Origin of the sequence: Lentzea cavernae (genome assembly GCF_014653695.1) — a bacterium.
Classification (GTDB): Bacteria; Actinomycetota; Actinomycetes; order Mycobacteriales; family Pseudonocardiaceae; genus Lentzea; species Lentzea cavernae.
Window position 1 is genome coordinate 1,093,447 of the sequence record NZ_BNAR01000001.1, and the last position, 19,359, is coordinate 1,112,805.

The following is a 19,359-nucleotide window of genomic DNA, read 5'->3' on the forward strand; positions in this document are numbered from 1 at the left end:
TTTACACGTTGACCGAGGGTCACGGCGCGACAACACTTCCGAACCACTGGGCGCACAACTCAACACCCGGAAAGGTCGGTTCGATGCAGCGACGCATCGGGACGGCCCTTGCCGCTGCCTTGATGGTGGCCGCAGGGATCACCGTCGCCACCACCAGCCAAGCTCCCCCTGCCAACGCGGCGGTGACCTGGGCCGACGAGTTCAACGCTCCCGCCGGCTCAGGCGTCGACGGTGGCAAGTGGAACATGGAAGTGGGCAACAACAACGGCAACAACAGGGAAAACCAGTGGTACCAGTCGGGTACCTCCAACGCGGCGCACGACGGCCAGGGCAACCTGGTCATCACGGCCAAGAAGGAGAACCCCGGCAACTACAACTGCTGGTACGGACGGTGTGAGTACACGTCCGCGCGCATCAACACCGCGAACAAGTTCACCCAGACCTACGGCCGGTTCGAAGCGCGCATGAAGATGCCGCGCGGCAAGGGAATCTGGCCCGCGTTCTGGATGCTCGGCGCCGACATCAACACCGGCAACCCGTGGCCCGGTTCCGGCGAGATCGACATCATGGAGTTCCTGGGACACCAGACGAACACCGTGTACGGCACGATCCACGGCCCCGGTTACTCCGGTGCCGGCGGCAAGTCCCACGCCTACAACGGCCCGAACTTCTCCGACGGTTTCCACAACTTCGCGGTTGACTGGAAGCCCGGCGAGATCACGTGGTCGGTGGACGGCAACGTCTACGCCCGCAACACGCCGACCGACGTCAACGGCAACCCGTGGGTGTTCAACAAGCCCTTCTTCATCATCATCAACCTCGCGGTCGGTGGTGAGTGGCCGGGCTACCCCGACGCCAGCACGACGTTCCCGCAGCAGCTCGTGATCGACTGGGTCCGCGCCTCCTCCAGCGACACCACCCCGCCTCCCAGCGGTGGTTCGGAGATCCGCGGCATCGGCGGCAAGTGCCTCGACGTCCCGTGGGCCAACTCGGCCAACGGCACGCCCATCCAGATCGTCGGCTGCAACGGCAACGCCGCCCAGAAGTGGAGCCGTCCCGGTGACGGCACGATCCGCGCGCTGGGCAAGTGCCTCGACGTCAACGGTGGCGGAACCGGGAACGGCACAGTGGTCCAGCTCTGGGACTGCAACGGGTCCGGTGCCCAGCAATGGGCCGTCAGCGGGGCGCAGGACATCGTGAACCCGCAGGCCAACAAGTGCCTGGACGCCGTGGGAGGTTCCTCGGCCGACGGCACGAGAACCCACATCTGGGACTGCCTCGGCGTCGCCAGCCAGAAGTGGGCTGTCTGAGGTCTCTCCTCGTCAGGTCATCCGTGACCTGACAGGGAGAATCAAGCGCTGGACGTGAACCCCCGCGGCGGATGGGTTCACGTCCAGCGCTTTCTCACGCCTTGAGCCGCGCGACGGCCCAGTCCTGCACCGCGACGCCCACCGACTTGAACACCGTCCTGCCCTCGCGCAGCGGCGGATTCCCCAGCGCCGCACCGAGTTCGACCAGCGACTCCAGCCGGAGCACACCCGACTGCACCGCCCGGATGATCTCGCCGGCCTCGCTCAGCGCCGCCTCGACCTGGTCCACCACCACGACCCCGGCGGTCGCCAGCAGCTCCTGCGGCAACTCGCGCATGACGGGCCGGTACGACCCGATCGCGTTGACGTGCACCCGTTCCTTGAGGGACTCGCACCGGAACAACGGCATCGTCGACGCCGTCGCACAGCACACGACGTCCGCGTCCTCCACGGCCTCGTCCGCGTTCGCCGCCGTGTCCATCACCGTGCCGGGCAGCTCGTCCCGCAGGCTCTCCAGCAACGCCTCGGCCTTCTTGGCGTTGCGGTTGAACACGACCAGCTTCTTCAACGGCCGCACCGCGTGCACCGCGCGGACCTGGTCCGCCGCCTGCGCCCCCGCCCCCAGCAACGCCAGGTGCGACGCGTGCTCGTCGGCCAGCAGATCCGTCGCCACACCGACGACGGCACCGGTCCGCAGCGTCGTGAGCGGCACCGCGTCCGCGACGAACTGACCGTCCGGGTGCGAGTACACGACCGTGCCCGTGATCACCGGATCCCGCTCGACCTCGACGCTGATCACCTTGACGGCGGTGGACTTCGTCGGCCGGTGGTGCACCGCCATGACGAGCGACCGACTGTCGCTGAACGCCTGCCGCGGCGGGAGGTCGAACTCCTCCGCCGCCAGCCCGACGAACGCTTGACGCACGGCATCGATCGCTTCGGGCATGGTCATGCCCGAAGCGTAACGACTCGGCCCGAACGCCCGAGCGCGCCCGGGAACGAGGCCGTCGAGGTCTCCTCACACCAGCGACTTCCTGATCAGCTCCCTCGACCGTTCCGCGTCCAGGGCGACGGCATCGAGGCCCTCGACGACCCGCCGGTACGACCTGAGCGCCTCCGGCGCCTCGATGATCAGACTGGAGTTCTCGCTCTCCAGGAACACGACGTCGTCGTACCTGTCGAACGACAGCAGGTCGAACGACCCGGCCATGCCCGCGTGCGCACCGGCCCCCACCGGCACGACCCGGACGTCGATCCTCGGCTTCGCGGCCAGGTCGTCCAGGTGGAGCAACTGCTCCCGCATCACCTCGCCCCCGCCGACCCGGCCCAGCAGCACCGCCTCGGGCATGAAGAAGCAGGCCCTCACCCCACCGCGGAGCGTCTCCTGCCGCAGACCCCGCGCCTCGACCCGTTCCTCCCGCTCGCCCTGCGGCACGTTCGCGCAGGCGTCGAGCACGGCACGCGTGTAGTCCGGCGTCTGCACCATGCCGTGCAGCAGCATCGTCTGCCAGCTCACCAGGCCCTTCGCCAGCCGCTCGTGCTCGACCAGCGTGCGGGGACTGATCGGGGCACAGCTGCCGTGCTCCTGCCACCACCCCTTGACGCCGGTGCCCGTGAAGAGCGAGAGCAGGTGGTCCCGTTCCCGGGGCGGCGTCCGGCAGGCGCCCAGCAGCAGCGCCAGCTCGAGCTCGGTGGCGCCGCCCTTCCCGTTGACGAGGTCGGAGAGCTTGGCCTCCTGCCAGCCGACGAGCTCGGCGACCTTGCGCGACGTCATGCCCGTGGCGGCGACGGCCGCACGGAGGCCGTCCCCGAACTCACGGCCCCTCGCAGTGGAGAATCTTTTCGGCATGGCGAGGACCGTAGACCCATTCATCACCACGCCAGAACATTTGACACCAACACAACCCAAAAGGGCGTTAGCTTGGAGCATCTCCAAGTTGGAGAATAATTCCGTGAAGTTCCGATGGATGCCCCACGACGGGCTGCGACACGCCATTCACGACGAGCCGGTCAGGGGGCAGCTCCTCGAGACCCTCTGCGGCGATCCCTTCGTACCGCAGGAGCTTGACCTCTGGACCAACAAGAACGTGTGGCCGACGTGCTGGGACTGCGACGGCGTCTGGCGAGAGAACGAGGGGATCCTGCCATGGCCGCGGAAATCCTGACCGAAGACCTTCTGCGCGTATCTCTTCAACGCCTCTCGCGTGAGGTGGTGAAGACTTATCCACAGTTCGGCGAGTTGCTCGCGCAGAACATGTTGCGCACGTGCGGGCTCATTCCTGACGTTGAGCGTGCGGAGCACTACCGCGAACTCGGCACGCTTCTCATCGATCTCGGGAGGTTGTATTTGGCGGAGGCCGAAGTGCTTTCCACCGTCGACGTCCCGCAGGACTGAACGGGCGGCCCGGCTCCGCCGCGTCCGGCACCCGGATCCTGATCATCCTCACGCCGACTGCGTGATCGCAACGGCGCGCCCACTCGTGTCGAACTCGTGGGCCAGCGTCGTCAGTCCCCTTCCACCGGCGGCCCACGCGGCCGTCCAGGTCAGGCACTCGGCAGCCCCGTTGCCGCCGCGCTCCACCAGGTCGGTGCCGATCGAGTCGAGCCACTCCCACGACGTGCCGCCGATCCCCGCAAGGAAGGACTCGTCCCACGCGCGCACCAGCTCGCGGACGGTCCCCTCACGTCGTGCGCGCTCGTTGACGTCCTTGATCCACGCCTGGCGTTCCGGTTCGGAGAGCACCACACCGGTCTCGGGCTCGCGGAACCCGGGCAGGTCGTGCGCCAGCCCGCCGGACCCGACGTACAGCACGCGCCGGTCGGCGAAGAACTCCCCGACGCGGCGGCCGAGGGATGCGGCGCGGCGGAAGGTGGCGTGCGGTGGTGAGGCGCAGTTGATGAAGATCGGCAGCACCGGCTTCGCGGAGATCGAGCCCAGCAGGTCGCGGGCCGTGTGGCCGAAGGCGTGGTCCAGGGCGGCCTCGTAGGCGGTGGCGATGTCGAACTCGTGAGCCACGAGGTCCGCGACCAGGGAACGGCCCAGTGCGGCGGGCACGTCGTAGGAGCCGACCGGGCCCGCGACGTCGCCCTGGGCCGTGGCGGACAGCACCACGGCGAAGGTCGGGACGACCGTGCGGAAGGCGCGGCGGTGGTCGGTGCCGAAGAAGACGACGAGCTCCGGATCGAACTCGCGCACGGTCTCCCGCGCGTCCGCGATCGCCTCGCGGACGGGGCCGAAGGGCGCGCTGGGCAGCGTGATCAGGTGCGAGGCGCAGACCGTTAGGCGGTTCTTCACCGGGCCAGTCTAGGTTTCGGGGCGTGACGAGTCGTGCACTTGCGGTGATCATCACCGCCGTCCTCCTCGTGCCCGTTCCGCCGGCTCACGCCGACACCGCCCGGCGCATCGAGACCGACCGCAGCGAGAGACCCGTCGCTCCCGGCGTCACGCTCAGTTCGTTCGACTGGTACGAGCCCGGCGGGTGGGTTCGCGGGGACGCGCTGGCCGTGGACCTCACGAAGGTGCGGGCCGGGTACGTCGACCCCGGCACCGTGACGCAGGCGGCGCCGCTGTCGCACCAAGCCGGGCGGGCGGTCGCGGCGGTCAACGGCGACTTCTTCGACATCGACAACTCCAACGCGCCGGAAGGCGTCGGGGTCAAGGACGGCGAGCTCGTCAAATCCGGCGGCAGGAGGGCGATCGGCATCGACGCGGCCGGCATCGGCAGCGTGATGGAGACCTTCTTCGAGGGCACGCTCAACGGGACGCACGCGCTGACGCAGCTCAACAGCGCCAAGATCGACGTGGACGGCATCGGCGTCTTCAACCCGTTGTGGGGCAGCTACAGCAGAGCGCGCGCGACACAGGGTGCGGCCAACACGGCCGAGGTGATCGTCAAGGACGGCGTCGTCCACAAAGTACGAAGTCCGAGCGACGAGCCCGTCCAGGGGTACGCGCTGGTCGGCCGGGACAAGGGTGCGGACGTGCTCCGGACCCTCAAGCCCGGCGACAGGGCCGAGGTCAGCTACCGGAGCCGCACCAGCGACGGCAGCGAGCCGAGGACGGCCATCGGCGGGCGGCAGTTGCTGGTCGAGAACGGGAGGAACGTCGCTCCGGACGACGCCCTGCACCCGCGCACCGCGGTCGGGTTCTCGCGGGACGGCAAGCAGATGCACGTGCTGACCGTCGACGGACGGCAGAGCGCCTACCTGCAGGGCCTGAACCTGAGGGACCTCGCGGACGCCATGATCGGACTCGGCGCGCACAACGCCCTCAACCTCGACGGCGGCGGGTCGTCGACCATGCTCGCCCGTGAACCCGGCACCACCGCGTTGAAGGTCGTCAACACCCCCTCCGACGGCGCCGAACGACCGGTCCCCAACGGTCTCGCGCTCTACGCGCCCACCGGCTCCGGCCGTCTCACCGGCTTCGACGTCCAGACCTCGAGCACCCGCGTCTTCCCCGGCCTGACCCGCAGGATGACCGTGCGCGGCCACGACGAGACGTTCGGGCCGGCCACCGGCGCCGGACACGTCACGCGCGCGACGGGAGGCTGGGCGATCGGCGACACCTTCCACGCGGCGTCCCGCCCCGGACCGGCGTCGTTCACCGCCTCCCGAGGCCTCACGACGAAGTCCATGCGGCTCACCGTGCTGGGCGAGCTCGCCAGGCTCGCGCCGGAGAACCCGAGGACGAGCCTGGACGAGGGCGAACGCAAGCCTTTGCGCATCAACGGTTTCGACGCCGAGGGGTACGGCGCGCCGATCGAACGGGCGGACCTCGACCTCAGCTACGACCGGAAGGTCGTCGAGATCACCCCGGACCTGCAGATCAAGGCCTTGAAGACCGGCGCCACCACGATCAGGGCGCGCGCTCAGGGCAAGGAGACCCGGCTGGCCGTCACGGTCGGTGCGGACGACCAGCTGCTCGCCGGGTTCGACGACGCTCCACAGTGGACCTTCGGGTCCGCCCGCGCGACCGGCGGGGTGGCACCGGAACCCCACGGCCACACGGGTCAGGGCCTCGAGCTGAGCTACGACTTCACCCAGTCGACCGGCACGCGCACCGCCCACGCCGTCCCGCCGGAACCGCTCCAGGTGCACGGACAGCCCCTGTCGCTCACCGCCCAGGTGCTCGGCAGCGGCAGAGGTGAGTGGACCGCCTTCACCGTCACCGACTCGACAGGACGGTCGCGGGCGCTCTACGGCCCCCACATCACCTGGACCGGCTGGCAGCGGATCGAGGTCGCGGTGCCCCCGGAACTCGAGTTCCCCCTCCAGGTCACGAGGTTCACCACGATCGAGACCAGGGCGGACCGGTCCTACACCGGCGAGGTGGTCGTCGACGACATCGTCGCGAGGGTGCCGCCGCGCATCGCCCTGCCGCCGGCACCGGACCTGCGTGAGAGCGTGATCGGCCAGGCGACCGGCTGGACGTTCGCGGTCATGTCCGACGCGCAGTTCGTGGCGCGGAACCCGGACAGCGACCTGGTCAGGTCGGCCCGCCGCACGCTCGGGGAGATCAGGGCGTCCGGCGCCGAGTTCGTCGTGGTCAACGGCGACTTCGTGGACGAGGCCTCGCCCGCGGACCTCGCGTTCGCCCGCCGGGTCCTCACCGAGGAGCTCGGCGACTTCCCCTGGTACTACGTGCCGGGCAACCACGAGGTCATGGGTCCGGGCACGATCGACAACTTCCGCCGCGAGTTCGGCGCCACCCACCGAATGTTCGACCACAGGGGCACCAGGTTCGTGCTGCTCGACTCGTCGACCGGCACGATCAGAGGCGGCGGTTTCGAACAGATGGAGATGCTGAAGAACGCGCTCCACACCGCCGAAGGCCAAGTCGTCGTGATGATGCACCACCCACCGCGTGATCCCACGCCCGCGCGCACGAGCCAGCTCGCCGACCGAATGGAGGCGGACTACTTCGAGAGGCTGCTGTCCGAACGGGACGGACCGACCGCGTTCATCGGCGGGCACGTCGGCGGATTCTTCGCGTCCACTGTGGACGGCGTGCCGCACGTGGTCAACGGCAACTCCGGCAAGGCACCCGCCGAACCGGGAGGGTTCACCGGCTGGACGCTGGCCGGCGTCACCGGGGACGGCGTCAGGGCCGAGATCCGACCGCACGTGGACTCGCTCCAGCTCCACGCGCCAGCCGTCCTCGAGCCCGGCGCGACGGAAACGGTTGCGGCCACGGTGAAACAGGGATCGCGGTCGCTGCCGGTGCGGTATCCGATGGGCGCGGTGTGGGAAGGGTCACGTGGTCTGCACGTGGGCGCGAAGTCCGGGATCCGGCCCTGGCACGTCGCCTGGCTCGAACCGGACAACGGCGTCCTCACCGGGATAAGGCCTGGTCAGGTCAAGATCTCCGTCACGGTGAACGGCGCGAAGACCAGTGCGGACGTGGGTGTCGGCCCGCGGGGAGCGTCTTGACCTGGTCTGGGTGAGTGCGGCGTGAGGCGGTGGGGGAAGATACTCGCCATGACCACCGCCGACAACGGTTCCGCCGACAACGGTTTCGCCGACCTGGGCCTGCGCCCCGACCTCCTCAACGCCCTCAACGCTCTGGGCTACGAGGAGCCGACGCCGATCCAGAGCGAAGCGATCCCGCCGTTGCTCGCGGGTAACGACCTGCTGGGCCAGGCGGCCACGGGCACGGGCAAGACGGCGGCGTTCGCGCTGCCGCTGCTCGAGCGCATCGCCGACAGGATCGGCAAGGGCGAGAAGCCGCTGGCTCTCGTCCTCGCGCCGACCCGTGAACTGGCCGTGCAGGTGTCGGAGGCGGTCCACCGCTACGGCCGCCACCTGGGCACGCGCGTCCTCCCGATCTACGGCGGCCAGCCCATCGGCCGCCAGCTGCGCGAGCTGTCCCGCGGCGTCGACGTCGTCGTCGCGACCCCGGGCCGCGCGATCGACCACCTCCAGCGCGGCACGTTGCAGCTGGGCGACCTGCAGGTCGTCGTGCTCGACGAGGCCGACGAGATGCTCGACATGGGCTTCGCGGAGGACATCGACGCGATCCTCACCGAGACGCCCGCCGAACGGCAGACCGTGCTGTTCTCGGCCACGATGCCGCCGCGCATCGACCGCATGGCCAAGAGCCACCTGCGCAACCCCGTGCTGATCCAGATCGAGCGCGAGAAGACCGAGCCGGGCGAGGCCCCGCGCGTCCGGCAGACCGCGTACCTGGTGCGCCGCGAGCACAAGCCCGCCGCCCTCGGCCGCGTGCTGGACGTCGAGTCGCCGACCGCCGCCGTCGTCTTCTGCCGCACCCGCGACGAGGTCGACCAGCTCACCGAGACGCTCAACGGCCGCGGCTACCGCGCCGAGTCGCTGCACGGCGGCATCAGCCAGGAGCAGCGCGACCGCGTCATGTCGCGCCTGCGCTCCGGCACCGCCGACCTGCTGGTGGCCACCGACGTCGCCGCCCGCGGCCTCGACATCGAGCAGCTCACGCACGTCGTGAACTACAACGTGCCGTCCGCCCCCGAGGCGTACACGCACCGCATCGGCCGCGTCGGCCGCGCCGGCCGCGAGGGCGTCGCGATCACCCTGGTCGAGCCGCGCGAGAACTCGATGCTCAAGACGATCGAGCGCGTCACCAAGACCAAGATCCCGGTCGAGAAGGTCCCGACCGTCGCCGACCTGCGCGCCCGCCAGCTCGAGCTGACCCGCTCGTCGCTGCACGAGTCGCTGCTCGAGGACGACCTGTCGCGCTTCCGGGTAGTCGTCGAGACCCTGGCCGACGAGTTCGACGTCATGGAGATCGCGCTCGCCGCGGTCAAGCTCGCGCACGAGGCCTCCGGTGCCGCCGCCGACGAGGAGGAGATCCCGGAGGTGCGCCCGCGCGAGGACCGCCCGCGCCGCGACGGCGCCCCCGCCGGCCCCCGCCGCGAACGCCGCGGCCCGTCCGAGGGCATGACCCGCCTGTTCCTGGGTGCCGGCCGCTCCTCGGGCATCCGGCCGCAGGACATCGTCGGCGCCATCACCGGCGAGACGAACCTGAAGGGCCGCGAGATCGGCGCGATCGAGATCGCCGACAGGTTCTCGCTGGTCGAGGTGCCGGGCGACTCCGCGAACGACGTGATCGACCAGCTGCGCGACGCCACGATCAAGGGCAAGCGCGTGACGATCCGCCGCGAGCGCCAGCCCCGCTAGTGCGTGACCACTAACCCGGCAAGGGTTGGTGGTCACCGCACTAGTACTTGCGGGCCTCGACCAGGAACCGGGTCGAGGTGCACGCGAACCGGCCGTGCTCCTGGATGTGCGAGTGCACGTCCAGGAGCCGGTCGCGGTATCCCTCCACGGTGAACCCCGGCACGGTCCACAGCACCTTCCGCAGGAAGTGCACGACCGCGCCGACGTCGAAGAACTCGACGCGCAGCGACACCGGCTCCAGCTTCAGCACCTCGAGCCCCGCGGCCTCGGCGCCGGCACGGGCGGCCGGCGTGCCGCGGGCCTCGCCCACCGGCTGCGGCCCCATCATGAAATCGGTGAGCTCCCGGTTCGTCCCGGCCCCGATCTGCTGCGAGAAGTAGGTCCCACCGGGCTTCAGCACCCGCGCGACCTCCTCCCACGGCGTCACCACGGGATGCCGGCTGATCACGAGGTCGAACACCCCGGAACGGAACGGCAGCGGACCGTCGTCGGGCACCCGCACGACCAGCGGCAGGCGCCGGGAGGCCACGACGGCGTTCGGCGGCCACGACTCGGTGGCGACCATCCGCGGTGGCAGGACGGGCGCCGACGCGGTGACCTCTCCCCCGCCGGTCTGCAGGTCCAGGGCCGACGAGACGACGGCCAGCCGCGCGGCGATCAGTCCGGCGTACCCCCACGGCGGCCGTTCCTCGGTGGCCCTGCCCTCGAACCAGGAGAAGTCCCAGCCCTCCAGCGGCACGGCCGCGCCCTCGGCCACCAGTTCCTCGAAAGTCCCCATGAGCCGACATGCCACCACAGGCGCACCGGGCCGGCCACCGAAAATGGCGGCACCTGCCCTGGGCGCGGAGACGCCGCGTCCTTCATCGTCTCGCGCTCGGCGGGGCAGGTGCCGCAGGTGAGTACAACGACCGAACGGCCGTGCGGTTACGCCCGGAGGCGGTACGCGCGCAGGACCGTTTGGTCTACCGAGTTCCCTTCGGTGTCACGGGCCACCACTCGCAGCGACACGTAGCCGCCGGCCTTCCCGCCAGGGGGAACGACCGACTTCACGGGCACCCAGTTGAGGCCGTCGTCGAACGACGCGTACGCCTGGAGCTCACGCACGGTGCCCGACGGGCGCGACGCGGTGAACCTCACCGGCATCGCCAGCCCCGCCTTCCAGCTGTTGCGCAGGTCGACCGGTACCGAGTAGTCCACCTCCAGCAACGGCAACCGGCCGTCGGCGGCGCCGGAGAACCCCCACTCGGTGCGGACCGACGTCGACAACGCCAGCGCGTCACGGGAGGCGTCCAGCAGCAGCTCGTACCGGCCGTTCCTGGCCGGGGCGTGGAACGACCCCTGCCGGACGTCGGAGTAGCCCTGCGTGACGCCGTCGTGCCGCAGTTCGAGCGTGCCCCAGCCACCGCGGTGCCAGTTCTCCACCCAGCCGGAGCCGCCGAACGGCGAGACGCGCGCGTTGATCGAGTCGCCCACGCGCTCGACACCGCCACCGTCGGCCCACGTGACCACCGACGAACCGCCGAGACGGGGTGAGGTGATCGCGCGGAGGTGCGTCCGCTCGTACTTCCTGCCCGCCTGGAACGTGACGGGCTCGAGGTCCGCCCACGAGGTGGCGCTGCCGTCGTCGCCCGCGCCGGAGCTGCGGCCGTCGAAACCCTCCTGGTACCAGGAGATGCCGGGCGTGAAGTACTCGGTGCGCTGCGCGGGAGCGGACAGGCGTTCGTCCAGCACCCTGCCGAGCACACCGCCCACGACCGGCGAGTTCCGCTGCAGGACCGAGCCGTCCGGACCGGACGTGTGGTAGCGCGCCTTGATCTCGGCGAGCTCCGAGTGCCGGACCTTCTTCAGCCCGACCGGCAACGCGCCCTTGTCCCGCAGGAACAGGGTGTACGAGACCGGCGAACCCGCGATGGCACGCAGCTTCAGCTTCGGCGGCGTGGTGGTGACGTGGTGTTCCGCCACCGCGATCACCGGAATCGCGGTCTGCTCGCCGTACCCGAACGGCACCGGCCCCGCCCACAGCACGGCGACCGCTCCGACGTCCTGCATCGCCCGCGCGACCTCGTAGGGGTCCTCCCCCGCCTGGCGGACGAGGGCCAGCTTGCCGCGCACGTCGGCGCCGCGCTCGGCCACGCCGAGGTCGTGGTCACCGGGCGAGAGGTACTTGCTGCTCTCGAAGTAGCGCACCGGGAACCCGCCGACGACCGAGACCAGCGGCTGCCCGCCCTTGAGCCCGGAGTCGTAGGTGAGCTCAGGTAGCGGCGGACCGAAGGACAGGCCGTACAGCGGGACCCGACCGTCGACGATGCTGGCCACACCGTTGATCTTGCCGGGCTTGAACGGCACGCTCAGCTGCGCGTCCCGGTACCAGACCTCGGAGTCGCGTTCCGGGAGCTGGACGCGGATCTCCTCGCCCTGCCTCGCGTCCAGCGCCACGGAGGTGTCGGCGCGCAACGAGAACCGGCCGGCCACCTCGGTCGCGGAGACCGGCGTGAACCAGGCGTAGTTCGGCGTGAGCTCGTCGATGCGGCCGATCAGCGCGTAGTCCGCGACCGGCAGCCGTGCCGAGCCCGTGCCGTTCTCGATGGTGACCACCGAGGCCTCCTGCGTGGCCATGTCGACCACGACGACGAACTCGCTCGCGACGGGCTTGCCGTCGCGGCCGGTCATCGACAACGTCAGCGTGGCGCGCTCCTCCTGCACGTACGCGCCGGCGGCGGTCGTCACCGAGACGCCGGGAGCGGATGCCCTGACGTGCCCGAAGAACGTGCCGACGCCCTTGCGCGGGTCGAGCACCACGTCGACGGACGCACTGCCCCGAGCCGGCACGGTCACCGACGACGGCACCGCGAAGTGCGCGCCCAGGTCGTGCTGCAGCGTCAGCGACACCGGCTCGGCGCCGGCGTTCGAGTAGGTGATCGTCTTCGTGGACGTCCCGGTGTGCGGCCACTCCAGCAGCCCGAACGACAGGCTGCCCACCGAAGCCCGCACCTGCTGCGTCACCGCGCGCTGCACGTCGAGCAGGCCCGTGCCGACGTTGACCGGCTTGTCCTCGACGGGTTTCACCGTCGCCATGAGGTGGGCCTTGAGCTCGGCGGCCTTCCAGTCCGGGTTGCGCTGCGCGAGCACCGCGGCGGCACCGGCCACGTGCGGCGTGGCCATCGAGGTGCCGGTCAGCCGCGCGTGCAGGTCGTCGACGGCGTGGTCCCACAACGTGTTCTCGGCGCGCGCGGCCACGATGTCGGTGCCCGGTGCCGCGATGTCCGGCTTGACCGCGTGGTCGTTCAGCCGCGGTCCGCGCGACGACCACTCCTCCAGCGCGCCCTGCTTGGTCATGTTCGCCACGGCCAGGGCCGCGTCGGCCGCGGCCGGTCCGGAGACCTGCCGCCGGGTGCCGGCGTTGCCCGCCGCCACCACGAACAGCGCGCCGGTCTCGGCCGTGAGCTCGTTGACCTTCACCGACAACGGGTCCGTGCCGTCGGACTGGTCACCGCCCAGCGAGAGGTTGACGACCTTGGCCCTCACCTCGCGCGCGGCCCACTCCATGCCGGCGATCACCGCGCTGTCGAGGCACCACTCGGCCTCGCAGACCCGGCCCACCGCCAGTGAAGCGCCCTTGGCGACGCCGACGTGCTGGCTGCCCCGTCCCGCCACGATGGCCGCGACGTGCGTGCCGTGGCCGATGTCGTCCTGGATGCCGGAGGGGGTGAAGTCCTTGGACACGGACACGACGCCCGCGAGTTCCGGGTGCTTCTGGTCGTAACCGGTGTCGAGGACCGCCACCGTGACGCCGGTGCCGTCGAACCCGGCCTCCCACGCGCCGGGCGCGCCGACCATCGGCACGCTCTCGGTCAGCGAGATCTTCGACTTGCCGTCGAGCCACAGCTTCTCGGCGCCCAACGCGCTGGTGCGCCGTGCCGTCCACTGCTGCGCGGCGTCCTTCTTCCGCACTGCGGAGGCCGCGCGGAAACCGTTGGTCAGCAACGGGATCCGGTCGGTCTTGTCGTCGGTGTAGCCGTAGCCGTGCAACGAGGTGACGTCGAAGAACCGCTGGTCGACGCGGTCCTGCCTCAGCGCGTCGACCGCGTCCGCCGGAACCACGTACTGGTGGTCGTCGCGCACGTACTGCGCGAACGACATGCCGGGCCGCCCCTCGACCCGGACGAGCCCACCGCGTTCGTCGACGACGACCTCGTCCCCGCTGATCAACGTGATGGTCGAGGTCTTCTGACCTCGCAACGGTTCCGCCTGTGCCGTCGCCGCCGGGCTGAGCAGCCCGGCGGCGAGAGCGGTGATCACAAAACATCGTGCTAAGCGCACGTGTCCTCCCCTAGGTGTGAACCTCTCCAACGGGGAAGACTCCGAACGCGGCGTGCAGGTTGCCTCACGCTCCGCGATAGGTGCCGAAACTCCAGCGGTTGCCCTCGGGGTCGGCGACGGTGAACCCGCGCGAGCCGTAGTCCTCGTCGCGCAGGCCGCGGATCTCGGTGGCCCCGTGCGCCAGCGACCGCGCGTGGATCTCGTCCGGCCGGTCGGTCACCACGTAGATGGACCCGGCGCCGGCCTTGGTCGCCTCGACCTCGCCGACCGAGCGCACGGCGGAGCCCAGCATGACCCCACCGCCCTCGGGCCAGACCATCTCGCAGTGCACGACCTCGCCGTCGGCCTCCCCCGGCACGACGAGGTGCTCCTCGAAGCCGAACGCCTCCACCAGGAAGCGGACGGCGGCAGGAGCGTCCTGATAGGACAGACAGGGCCAGCAGGTGGGTGCGGGTGTGCTCATGGGAGCAACTCTGCGCCCTGCCCGTGCTCGCCGCCTTGTACGAATGGAAGCTCGGCCGCGATCCACTCGGTCGGGGTCGCCCCGACGAGCGCCCGCCAGTCCCGGTTGAAGTGCGCCTGGTCGGTGTAGCCGCAGGCGGCGGCCACCTCGGTGAACGTCGGCCGCCGTTGCCCGCGCAGCATCCGGTTCGCCCGCTCGAACCGCATCACGCGGCCCATGACCTTGGGCGTGAGCCCGTACTCGGCCGCGAACCGGGCGCTCAGGTGCTGGCGGCTCCACCCGACCTCGGTGGCGATCTCGCTCACCGGCGCCCCGGCCGCGAGCCGGTGCCACGCCCACGCGACCTCGACCTGCTGGCGCACGGGTTTCACCAACCTGCCGAGCAGCAGGTCCAGCAGCGCGAACCGGTCCGTCCACGTCGGCGCGTGCCGCAACCGTTCGCGCAGCTCGGCGGCCGGGGCGTCGAGCGAGTCGAGCCCGACCGTCACGCCGGCGAGCTCCCCGGCGGGCATGCCGAAGAACGCCCGCATCCCCAGCGGCGTGAGGTCGCACTGGACGCCGTGCTGGAACCCGTCGTGGGTGATGATCACGGCCTCGTCGTGCAGCCCGCCGCACAGCGTGGCGAACCGGCCGCCGGACAGGTCGACGGTGCCGTCCAGGGTGACGACGAGCGTGAGCGAGCGCGAGGGCAGGCCGCGGTGGATGCCGGGCTCGGTGCGCATCCGATACCCGGAGTACCGCGTGACGAACGGCCGCAGCCGCGGGTGCGGCAGGCCGACGACGTGCTCGACGTCCACGTCCCCGATGCTAGAACAGTTCGCCGAGGACCAGCAGTCCCGCTCCGACGGGCACGAGGTCGGGTCCGTACGACGTGACGCTCACGTCCACATCGGGCATCGCCCGCAGGTACAGCTCCGGCGACTCCAGCACCTTGCGTCCACTCAGGACGATCTGGTCGAGGTCCAGCAGCTGCACCAGGTTCGTGACGGCCGCGGCGAGGACCCGTGCCGCCTCGACGCCGGTCGTGGTCGCGTGCACCGCCTCGACGCACCCGCGCCGTCCGCACACGCACAACGGCCCGTCGAGCTGGATCGTCGTGTGGCCGAACTCGCCCGCACCCGACCGCGCGCCCCGGTGCACTTCTCCTCCGAGGAGCAGGCCCACGCCCAGACCGGTGCCCACGAACACGAGTGCCGCGTCCCGCAGCGGTCGTCGCCACGCCTCGGCGAGCACCGCCGCGTTGGTGTCCTTGTCGACGACGACCGGCAGCCCGAGGCGTTCCTCGGCCAGCGCCCGCAACGGCACCGAGGACCAGCCCGGCAGCCCGTTCGGAGACACGACACCGCTGCGGAAGTCCAGCGGACCGGCGATGCCGATGCCGAGCCCGAGCACCTTCTCGTCCACCTCGACCAGCGGTTCGAGGGCGTCCAGCACGTCCGAGGGCGTGAACATGGGAGCCAGCGGCGCGGACGACGTCGAGACGACCTCGCCGGTCAGGTCGAGCTTCACCACGCGCAGTTCGTCGCGGTCGACGTAGGCGCCGTACGCGTACGCCCCGCCGGCGGCGAGCTGCAGCGACGTGCGGGGCTTGCCCCGGCCCCCGTCGCGCACGGTCCCGGTCTCCTCCAGCAGGCCCGCTTCGATGAGCCTCGCCACGATCTTCGAGACCGCCTGCGGGGTCAGGCCCGCCTCCGCGGCGATGGAAGCCCTGCTCAGAGCCCCTGAGCGGACGAGCCTGAGCACTGTCCTGTCGTTGTGCGAACGCAGCGAGGTGAGGTCCACGGTCGCAATTATTCAACAGCGTTGCTTTAATCGGAAGCATGACTCGAGTCGGACTTCTGGGCTACGGCATAGCGGGGCGGGTCTTCCACGCCCCGTTGATCTCCTCCACCGAGGGCATGGACCTCGTCGCGATCGTCACCGCGAACCCGGAGCGGCAGGCGCAGGCCCGCGCCGCGCACCCGGACGCGAAGATCGTGACCGCCGACGAGCTGTTCGAGCTGGACCTCGACCTGATCGTCGTGGCCACCCCGAACAAGACCCACGTCGAGCACGCGAAGCGCGCCATCGGCAAGGGCGTCGCGGTCGTGGTCGACAAGCCGTTCGCACCGACGTCCGCGGAGGCGGCCGAGCTCGTGGCCGCGGCGCAGGCCGCGCAGGTGCCGCTCACGGTGTTCCAGAACCGCCGCTGGGACAGCGACTTCCTCACCGTCGGCAAGATCGCCGACCGGCTGGGCGAGGTCCGGCGGTTCGAGTCCCGCTTCGAGCGCTGGATCCCGGAGGTCTGGGACAACTGGCGCGAGTCCGGTGCCCCCGAGGAGGCGGGCGGCCTGCTCTACGACCTCGGCGCGCACCTCGTCGACCAGGCGCTGCACCTGTTCGGTCCGGTGAGGACCGTCTACGCGGAACTCGACCTGCGACGTCCCGGCGTGCTGGTGGACGACGACGTGTTCGTGGCGCTGACGCACGAGAACGGCGTCCGCTCCCACCTGTGGGCCAACGCGCACGCGGCGAACCACGGGCCGCGCTTCCGGCTGCTCGGCAGCGAGGGCGCGTTCGAGATCAGCGGCCTCGACGAGCAGGAGGACGCGCTCGCCGCCGGCCGCCGCCCGACCGATCCCGGCTGGGGCCGCGAAGAGCGCACCGGCCGGCTCGGCGTGCTCGACGAGATCACCGAGGTCGCCGTCGAACCCGGCGCGTACCAGTCCTTCTACGCCGAGATCCAAGCCGGCCGAGTGCCCGTCGACCCCGCTGGCGCCGTGGCGGCGTTGAAGGTCATCGAGGCCGCTTTCCTGTCCGCACGCGAGAACCGGGTGGTGACCCTGTGAGCCCCACGACCGAAGAACTCCTGACCCAGGAACGACAGCTCCAGTTCAGTCGTTTCGGCAACGACGTCGCGATCGACCTCGGCCTGCACCTGCTCGACGCCGCACGCGAACAGGGCCTGCCGATCGCGATCTCGGTGACGCGCAACGGGCACCGGCTCTTCCACGCCTCGCTGCCCGGCACCGCGCCGAACAACGACAGGTGGCTGGAGCGCAAGGCCCGCGTCGTCGACCTGTTCGGCCACAGCTCGTTCTACGTCGGAACGGAGTTCCGCGAGAAGGGCACGACGTTCGAGGCGGAGTCGCGCCTCGACCCGGACCTGTACGCGGCGCACGGCGGCGTCTTCCCCGTCATCGTGCGCGGCACCGGCCCTGTCGGCACCGTCGGCGTCTCCGGACTGCCCCAGGCCGAGGACCACGCGTTCGTCGTGACCGCGCTGGAATCGTTCCTGAACTCCCGCGAAGCGCAATAGCACGAATAGCCGTCGACACAAAATCCGAACGCCTGCGCAGTCCGCACCGAGAGACACAGCGCGATTTTGATACACACCACTTCGAGTGGATTTCAAACCCACTCGGGGTGGTGTGTTATAGCAGTGGATCATGCGCATCAATGTGCACGAAAGGGTGATCCTACTGGTCCAAACGAGTGTGCTATTCCATAGTTGAGCGAATAGTCCGTGGTCACTCGCCTGCCGATACAAGGTCACTTGCCCAGAGCAGCAGTTGTACGCTCTGTAGCGCCATCACGTTCGCGCCACCCACCCGAATGACGCCTTTTTGGCCTCTTCACAGCCCTCAATTGCGCGAACTAACGTCCGTTCCGGCTCGTCGGATTGGTCCATTAGCGCTGTGAGATAGGTGGGTACCGGTTGTGACTGTGACGGATTCTGACCTCAATGAGGGCCGTCAGCAGCTGAGTTTGGGCACGGCCGCCGCACGAAATCTGGCCACTACCACCAAGTCCGTCCCCCAGATGCAGGGAATCACCTCCCGCTGGCTGCTCAAGGTGCTGCCCTGGGTGCAGGCCGCGGGTGGTGCGTACCGCGTCAACCGCCGTCTCACCTACACGCTGGGCGATGGCCGCGTCTCGTTCACGAACATCGGCGCGGAGATCCGCGTCGTGCCCCAGGAGCTCACCGAGCTCGCGCTGCTGAAGGGCTTCGACGACGAGGAGGTGCTCGCCGCGCTCGCCGGCCGCTTCCGGCAGCAGGAGTTCGGCATCGGCGACGTCATCGTCGAGAAGGGGCGCCCGAAGGACACCGTCGTGCTGATCGCGCACGGCAAGGTCGACAAGGTCGGCACCGGCGAGTACGGCGGCGAGACCGTGCTCGGCAACCTGGCCGACGGCCAGTACTTCGGCGAGACGGTGCTGGCGGGGCCGCAGGGCGAGTGGGAGTACACGGCCAAGGCCGTCACCCCGGTCACCGTGCTCACGCTGTCGTGGACCGACTTCCAGGCGCTCAACGGGGAAGCGGGCGGCCTGCGCGCGCACATCCAGCACACGTTCAACAGCCGCAACAAGCCCCAGGACGAGCACGGCGAGGCCGAGATCGGCATGGCGTCCGGTCACGACGGCGAGCCCGTGCTGCCCGGCACGTACGTCGACTACGAGCTCTCGCCGCGCGAGTACGAGCTGAGCGTCGCCCAGACCGTGCTGCAGGTCCACAGCCGCGTCGCGGACCTCTACAACCACCCGATGGACCAGGTCGAGCAGCAGTTGCGGCTCACGATCGAGGCCCTGCGCGAGCGCCAGGAGCACGAGATCGTCAACAACAGGTCGTTCGGCCTGCTGCACAACGCCGATCTCAAGCAGCGCATCCACACCCGGTCCGGCCCGCCCACCCCGGACGACTTCGACGAGCTGCTGTCGATCGTGTGGAAGGACCCCGGCTACTTCCTCGCGCACCCGCGCACGATCGCCGCGTTCGGCCGCGAGCTCAACAAGCGCGGCCTGTACCCGCAGCACATCGACTTCAACGGCCAGCAGGTCCCGGCCTGGCGCGGCATCCCCGTGCTGCCGTGCAACAAGATCCCGGTCTCCGACACCCGCACGTCGTCGGTGATGCTGATCCGCACCGGCGAGCAGAACCAGGGCGTCATCGGCCTGCACCAGACCGGCATCCCCGACGAGTACCAGCCGGGCCTGTCGGTGCGGTTCATGGGCATCAACGACCAGGCGATCATCAACTACCTGGTCAGCGCCTACTACTCGGCCGCCATCATGGTGCCGGACGCGATCGGTGTGCTGGAGCACGTCGAGCTCGGCCGCGAGGGATAGGTC

General features: G+C 70.1%; 16 protein-coding genes. 8 read left to right on the forward strand and 8 right to left on the reverse strand.

The features are described from left to right. Positions 1-83 precede the first annotated feature (83 nt). Positions 84-1,310 carry a glycoside hydrolase family 16 protein gene (locus IE307_RS05030; protein WP_191296222.1) on the forward strand — a complete coding sequence of 409 codons (1,227 nt, stop codon included), beginning with the start codon at positions 84-86 and terminating at the stop codon, positions 1,308-1,310. Between the two features lie 94 nt (positions 1,311-1,404). Here the strand turns inward: IE307_RS05030 and IE307_RS05035 are convergent, their stop codons facing one another. Both IE307_RS05035 and IE307_RS05040 read right to left on the reverse strand, forming a co-directional pair. Beyond that, positions 1,405-2,262 carry an ornithine cyclodeaminase family protein gene (locus tag IE307_RS05035; protein WP_191296223.1) on the reverse strand — a complete coding sequence of 286 codons (858 nt, stop codon included), beginning with the start codon at positions 2,260-2,262 and terminating at the stop codon, positions 1,405-1,407. A gap of 66 nt (positions 2,263-2,328) precedes the next feature. Beyond that, positions 2,329-3,159 carry a DUF5753 domain-containing protein gene (locus IE307_RS05040; RefSeq protein WP_191296224.1) on the reverse strand — a complete coding sequence of 277 codons (831 nt, stop codon included), beginning with the start codon at positions 3,157-3,159 and terminating at the stop codon, positions 2,329-2,331. 118 nt (positions 3,160-3,277) lie between these two features. Here IE307_RS05040 and IE307_RS47580 point away from each other — a divergent pair, with 118 nt between their 5' ends. Next, a complete protein-coding gene (locus IE307_RS47580) occupies positions 3,278-3,475 on the forward strand; it encodes an HC3 family zinc finger protein (protein WP_373305954.1) in 198 nt (65 codons plus the stop codon). Further along, a complete protein-coding gene (locus IE307_RS05050; RefSeq protein ID WP_191296226.1) occupies positions 3,457-3,705 on the forward strand; it encodes a hypothetical protein in 249 nt (82 codons plus the stop codon). Before IE307_RS47580 ends, IE307_RS05050 begins: the two co-directional genes overlap by 19 nt. A gap of 48 nt (positions 3,706-3,753) precedes the next feature. Here IE307_RS05050 and IE307_RS05055 read toward each other — a convergent pair whose 3' ends face one another. After that, the gene (locus IE307_RS05055; RefSeq protein ID WP_191296227.1) at positions 3,754-4,605 is read right to left on the reverse strand and encodes a DODA-type extradiol aromatic ring-opening family dioxygenase; all 852 of its coding nucleotides are present in this window, start codon (positions 4,603-4,605) and stop codon (positions 3,754-3,756) included. Between the two features lie 23 nt (positions 4,606-4,628). Between IE307_RS05055 and IE307_RS05060 the strand changes: the two genes are divergently transcribed. Next, the gene (locus IE307_RS05060; protein WP_191296228.1) at positions 4,629-7,742 is read left to right on the forward strand and encodes a phosphodiester glycosidase family protein; all 3,114 of its coding nucleotides are present in this window, start codon (positions 4,629-4,631) and stop codon (positions 7,740-7,742) included. A 48-nt stretch (positions 7,743-7,790) separates the two neighbouring features. Continuing rightward, positions 7,791-9,467, forward strand: a complete 1,677-nt coding sequence (locus IE307_RS05065; protein ID WP_191296229.1) for a DEAD/DEAH box helicase — start codon at positions 7,791-7,793, stop codon at positions 9,465-9,467. Positions 9,468-9,507: 40 nt separating this feature from the next. Here the strand turns inward: IE307_RS05065 and IE307_RS05070 are convergent, their stop codons facing one another. From IE307_RS05070 to IE307_RS05090, 5 genes are all read right to left on the reverse strand, one after another. After that, positions 9,508-10,245 (reverse strand): methyltransferase domain-containing protein, encoded by a 738-nt coding sequence (locus IE307_RS05070; RefSeq protein ID WP_191296230.1) that lies wholly within the window; start codon positions 10,243-10,245, stop codon positions 9,508-9,510. 146 nt (positions 10,246-10,391) lie between these two features. Further along, positions 10,392-13,766: a S8 family serine peptidase gene (locus IE307_RS05075; RefSeq protein WP_191296231.1), complete on the reverse strand. Its 3,375-nt coding sequence runs from the start codon at positions 13,764-13,766 to the stop codon at positions 10,392-10,394. A gap of 85 nt (positions 13,767-13,851) precedes the next feature. Beyond that, positions 13,852-14,250 (reverse strand): VOC family protein, encoded by a 399-nt coding sequence (locus tag IE307_RS05080; RefSeq protein WP_191296232.1) that lies wholly within the window; start codon positions 14,248-14,250, stop codon positions 13,852-13,854. Beyond that, positions 14,247-15,047, reverse strand: coding sequence for a helix-turn-helix domain-containing protein (locus IE307_RS05085; RefSeq protein ID WP_229904393.1), 801 nt, complete (start codon positions 15,045-15,047; stop codon positions 14,247-14,249). The genes IE307_RS05080 and IE307_RS05085 overlap by 4 nt, the downstream gene beginning before the upstream one ends. 10 nt (positions 15,048-15,057) lie before the next feature. Then, entirely contained in the window at positions 15,058-16,032 is a 975-nt protein-coding gene (locus IE307_RS05090; protein ID WP_191296233.1) for an ROK family transcriptional regulator, read from the reverse strand. A 38-nt stretch (positions 16,033-16,070) separates the two neighbouring features. Here IE307_RS05090 and IE307_RS05095 point away from each other — a divergent pair, with 38 nt between their 5' ends. The 3 genes from IE307_RS05095 (at position 16,071) to IE307_RS05105 (ending at position 19,356) form a co-directional block, all read left to right on the forward strand. After that, on the forward strand, positions 16,071-17,078 hold the full coding sequence (locus IE307_RS05095; protein ID WP_191296234.1) for a Gfo/Idh/MocA family oxidoreductase: 1,008 nt from the start codon (positions 16,071-16,073) through the stop codon (positions 17,076-17,078). Then, a complete protein-coding gene (locus tag IE307_RS05100) occupies positions 17,075-17,548 on the forward strand; it encodes a heme-degrading domain-containing protein (RefSeq protein WP_191296235.1) in 474 nt (157 codons plus the stop codon). Before IE307_RS05095 ends, IE307_RS05100 begins: the two co-directional genes overlap by 4 nt. A 401-nt stretch (positions 17,549-17,949) precedes the next feature. Next, entirely contained in the window at positions 17,950-19,356 is a 1,407-nt protein-coding gene (locus IE307_RS05105) for a family 2B encapsulin nanocompartment shell protein (protein ID WP_229904394.1), read from the forward strand. Positions 19,357-19,359 lie beyond the last annotated feature (3 nt).

Coding starts and splice junctions, on each gene's coding strand:
- IE307_RS05030 (WP_191296222.1), top strand. CDS start 84: ATGCAGCGACGCATCGGGACGGCCCTTGCCGCTGCCTTGATGGTGGCC.
- IE307_RS05095 (WP_191296234.1), top strand. CDS start 16,071: ATGACTCGAGTCGGACTTCTGGGCTACGGCATAGCGGGGCGGGTCTTC.
- IE307_RS05040 (WP_191296224.1), bottom strand. CDS start 3,159: ATGCCGAAAAGATTCTCCACTGCGAGGGGCCGTGAGTTCGGGGACGGC.
- IE307_RS05035 (WP_191296223.1), bottom strand. CDS start 2,262: ATGACCATGCCCGAAGCGATCGATGCCGTGCGTCAAGCGTTCGTCGGG.
- IE307_RS05050 (WP_191296226.1), top strand. CDS start 3,457: ATGGCCGCGGAAATCCTGACCGAAGACCTTCTGCGCGTATCTCTTCAA.
- IE307_RS05070 (WP_191296230.1), bottom strand. CDS start 10,245: ATGGGGACTTTCGAGGAACTGGTGGCCGAGGGCGCGGCCGTGCCGCTG.
- IE307_RS47580 (WP_373305954.1), top strand. CDS start 3,278: ATGCCCCACGACGGGCTGCGACACGCCATTCACGACGAGCCGGTCAGG.
- IE307_RS05080 (WP_191296232.1), bottom strand. CDS start 14,250: ATGAGCACACCCGCACCCACCTGCTGGCCCTGTCTGTCCTATCAGGAC.
- IE307_RS05065 (WP_191296229.1), top strand. CDS start 7,791: ATGACCACCGCCGACAACGGTTCCGCCGACAACGGTTTCGCCGACCTG.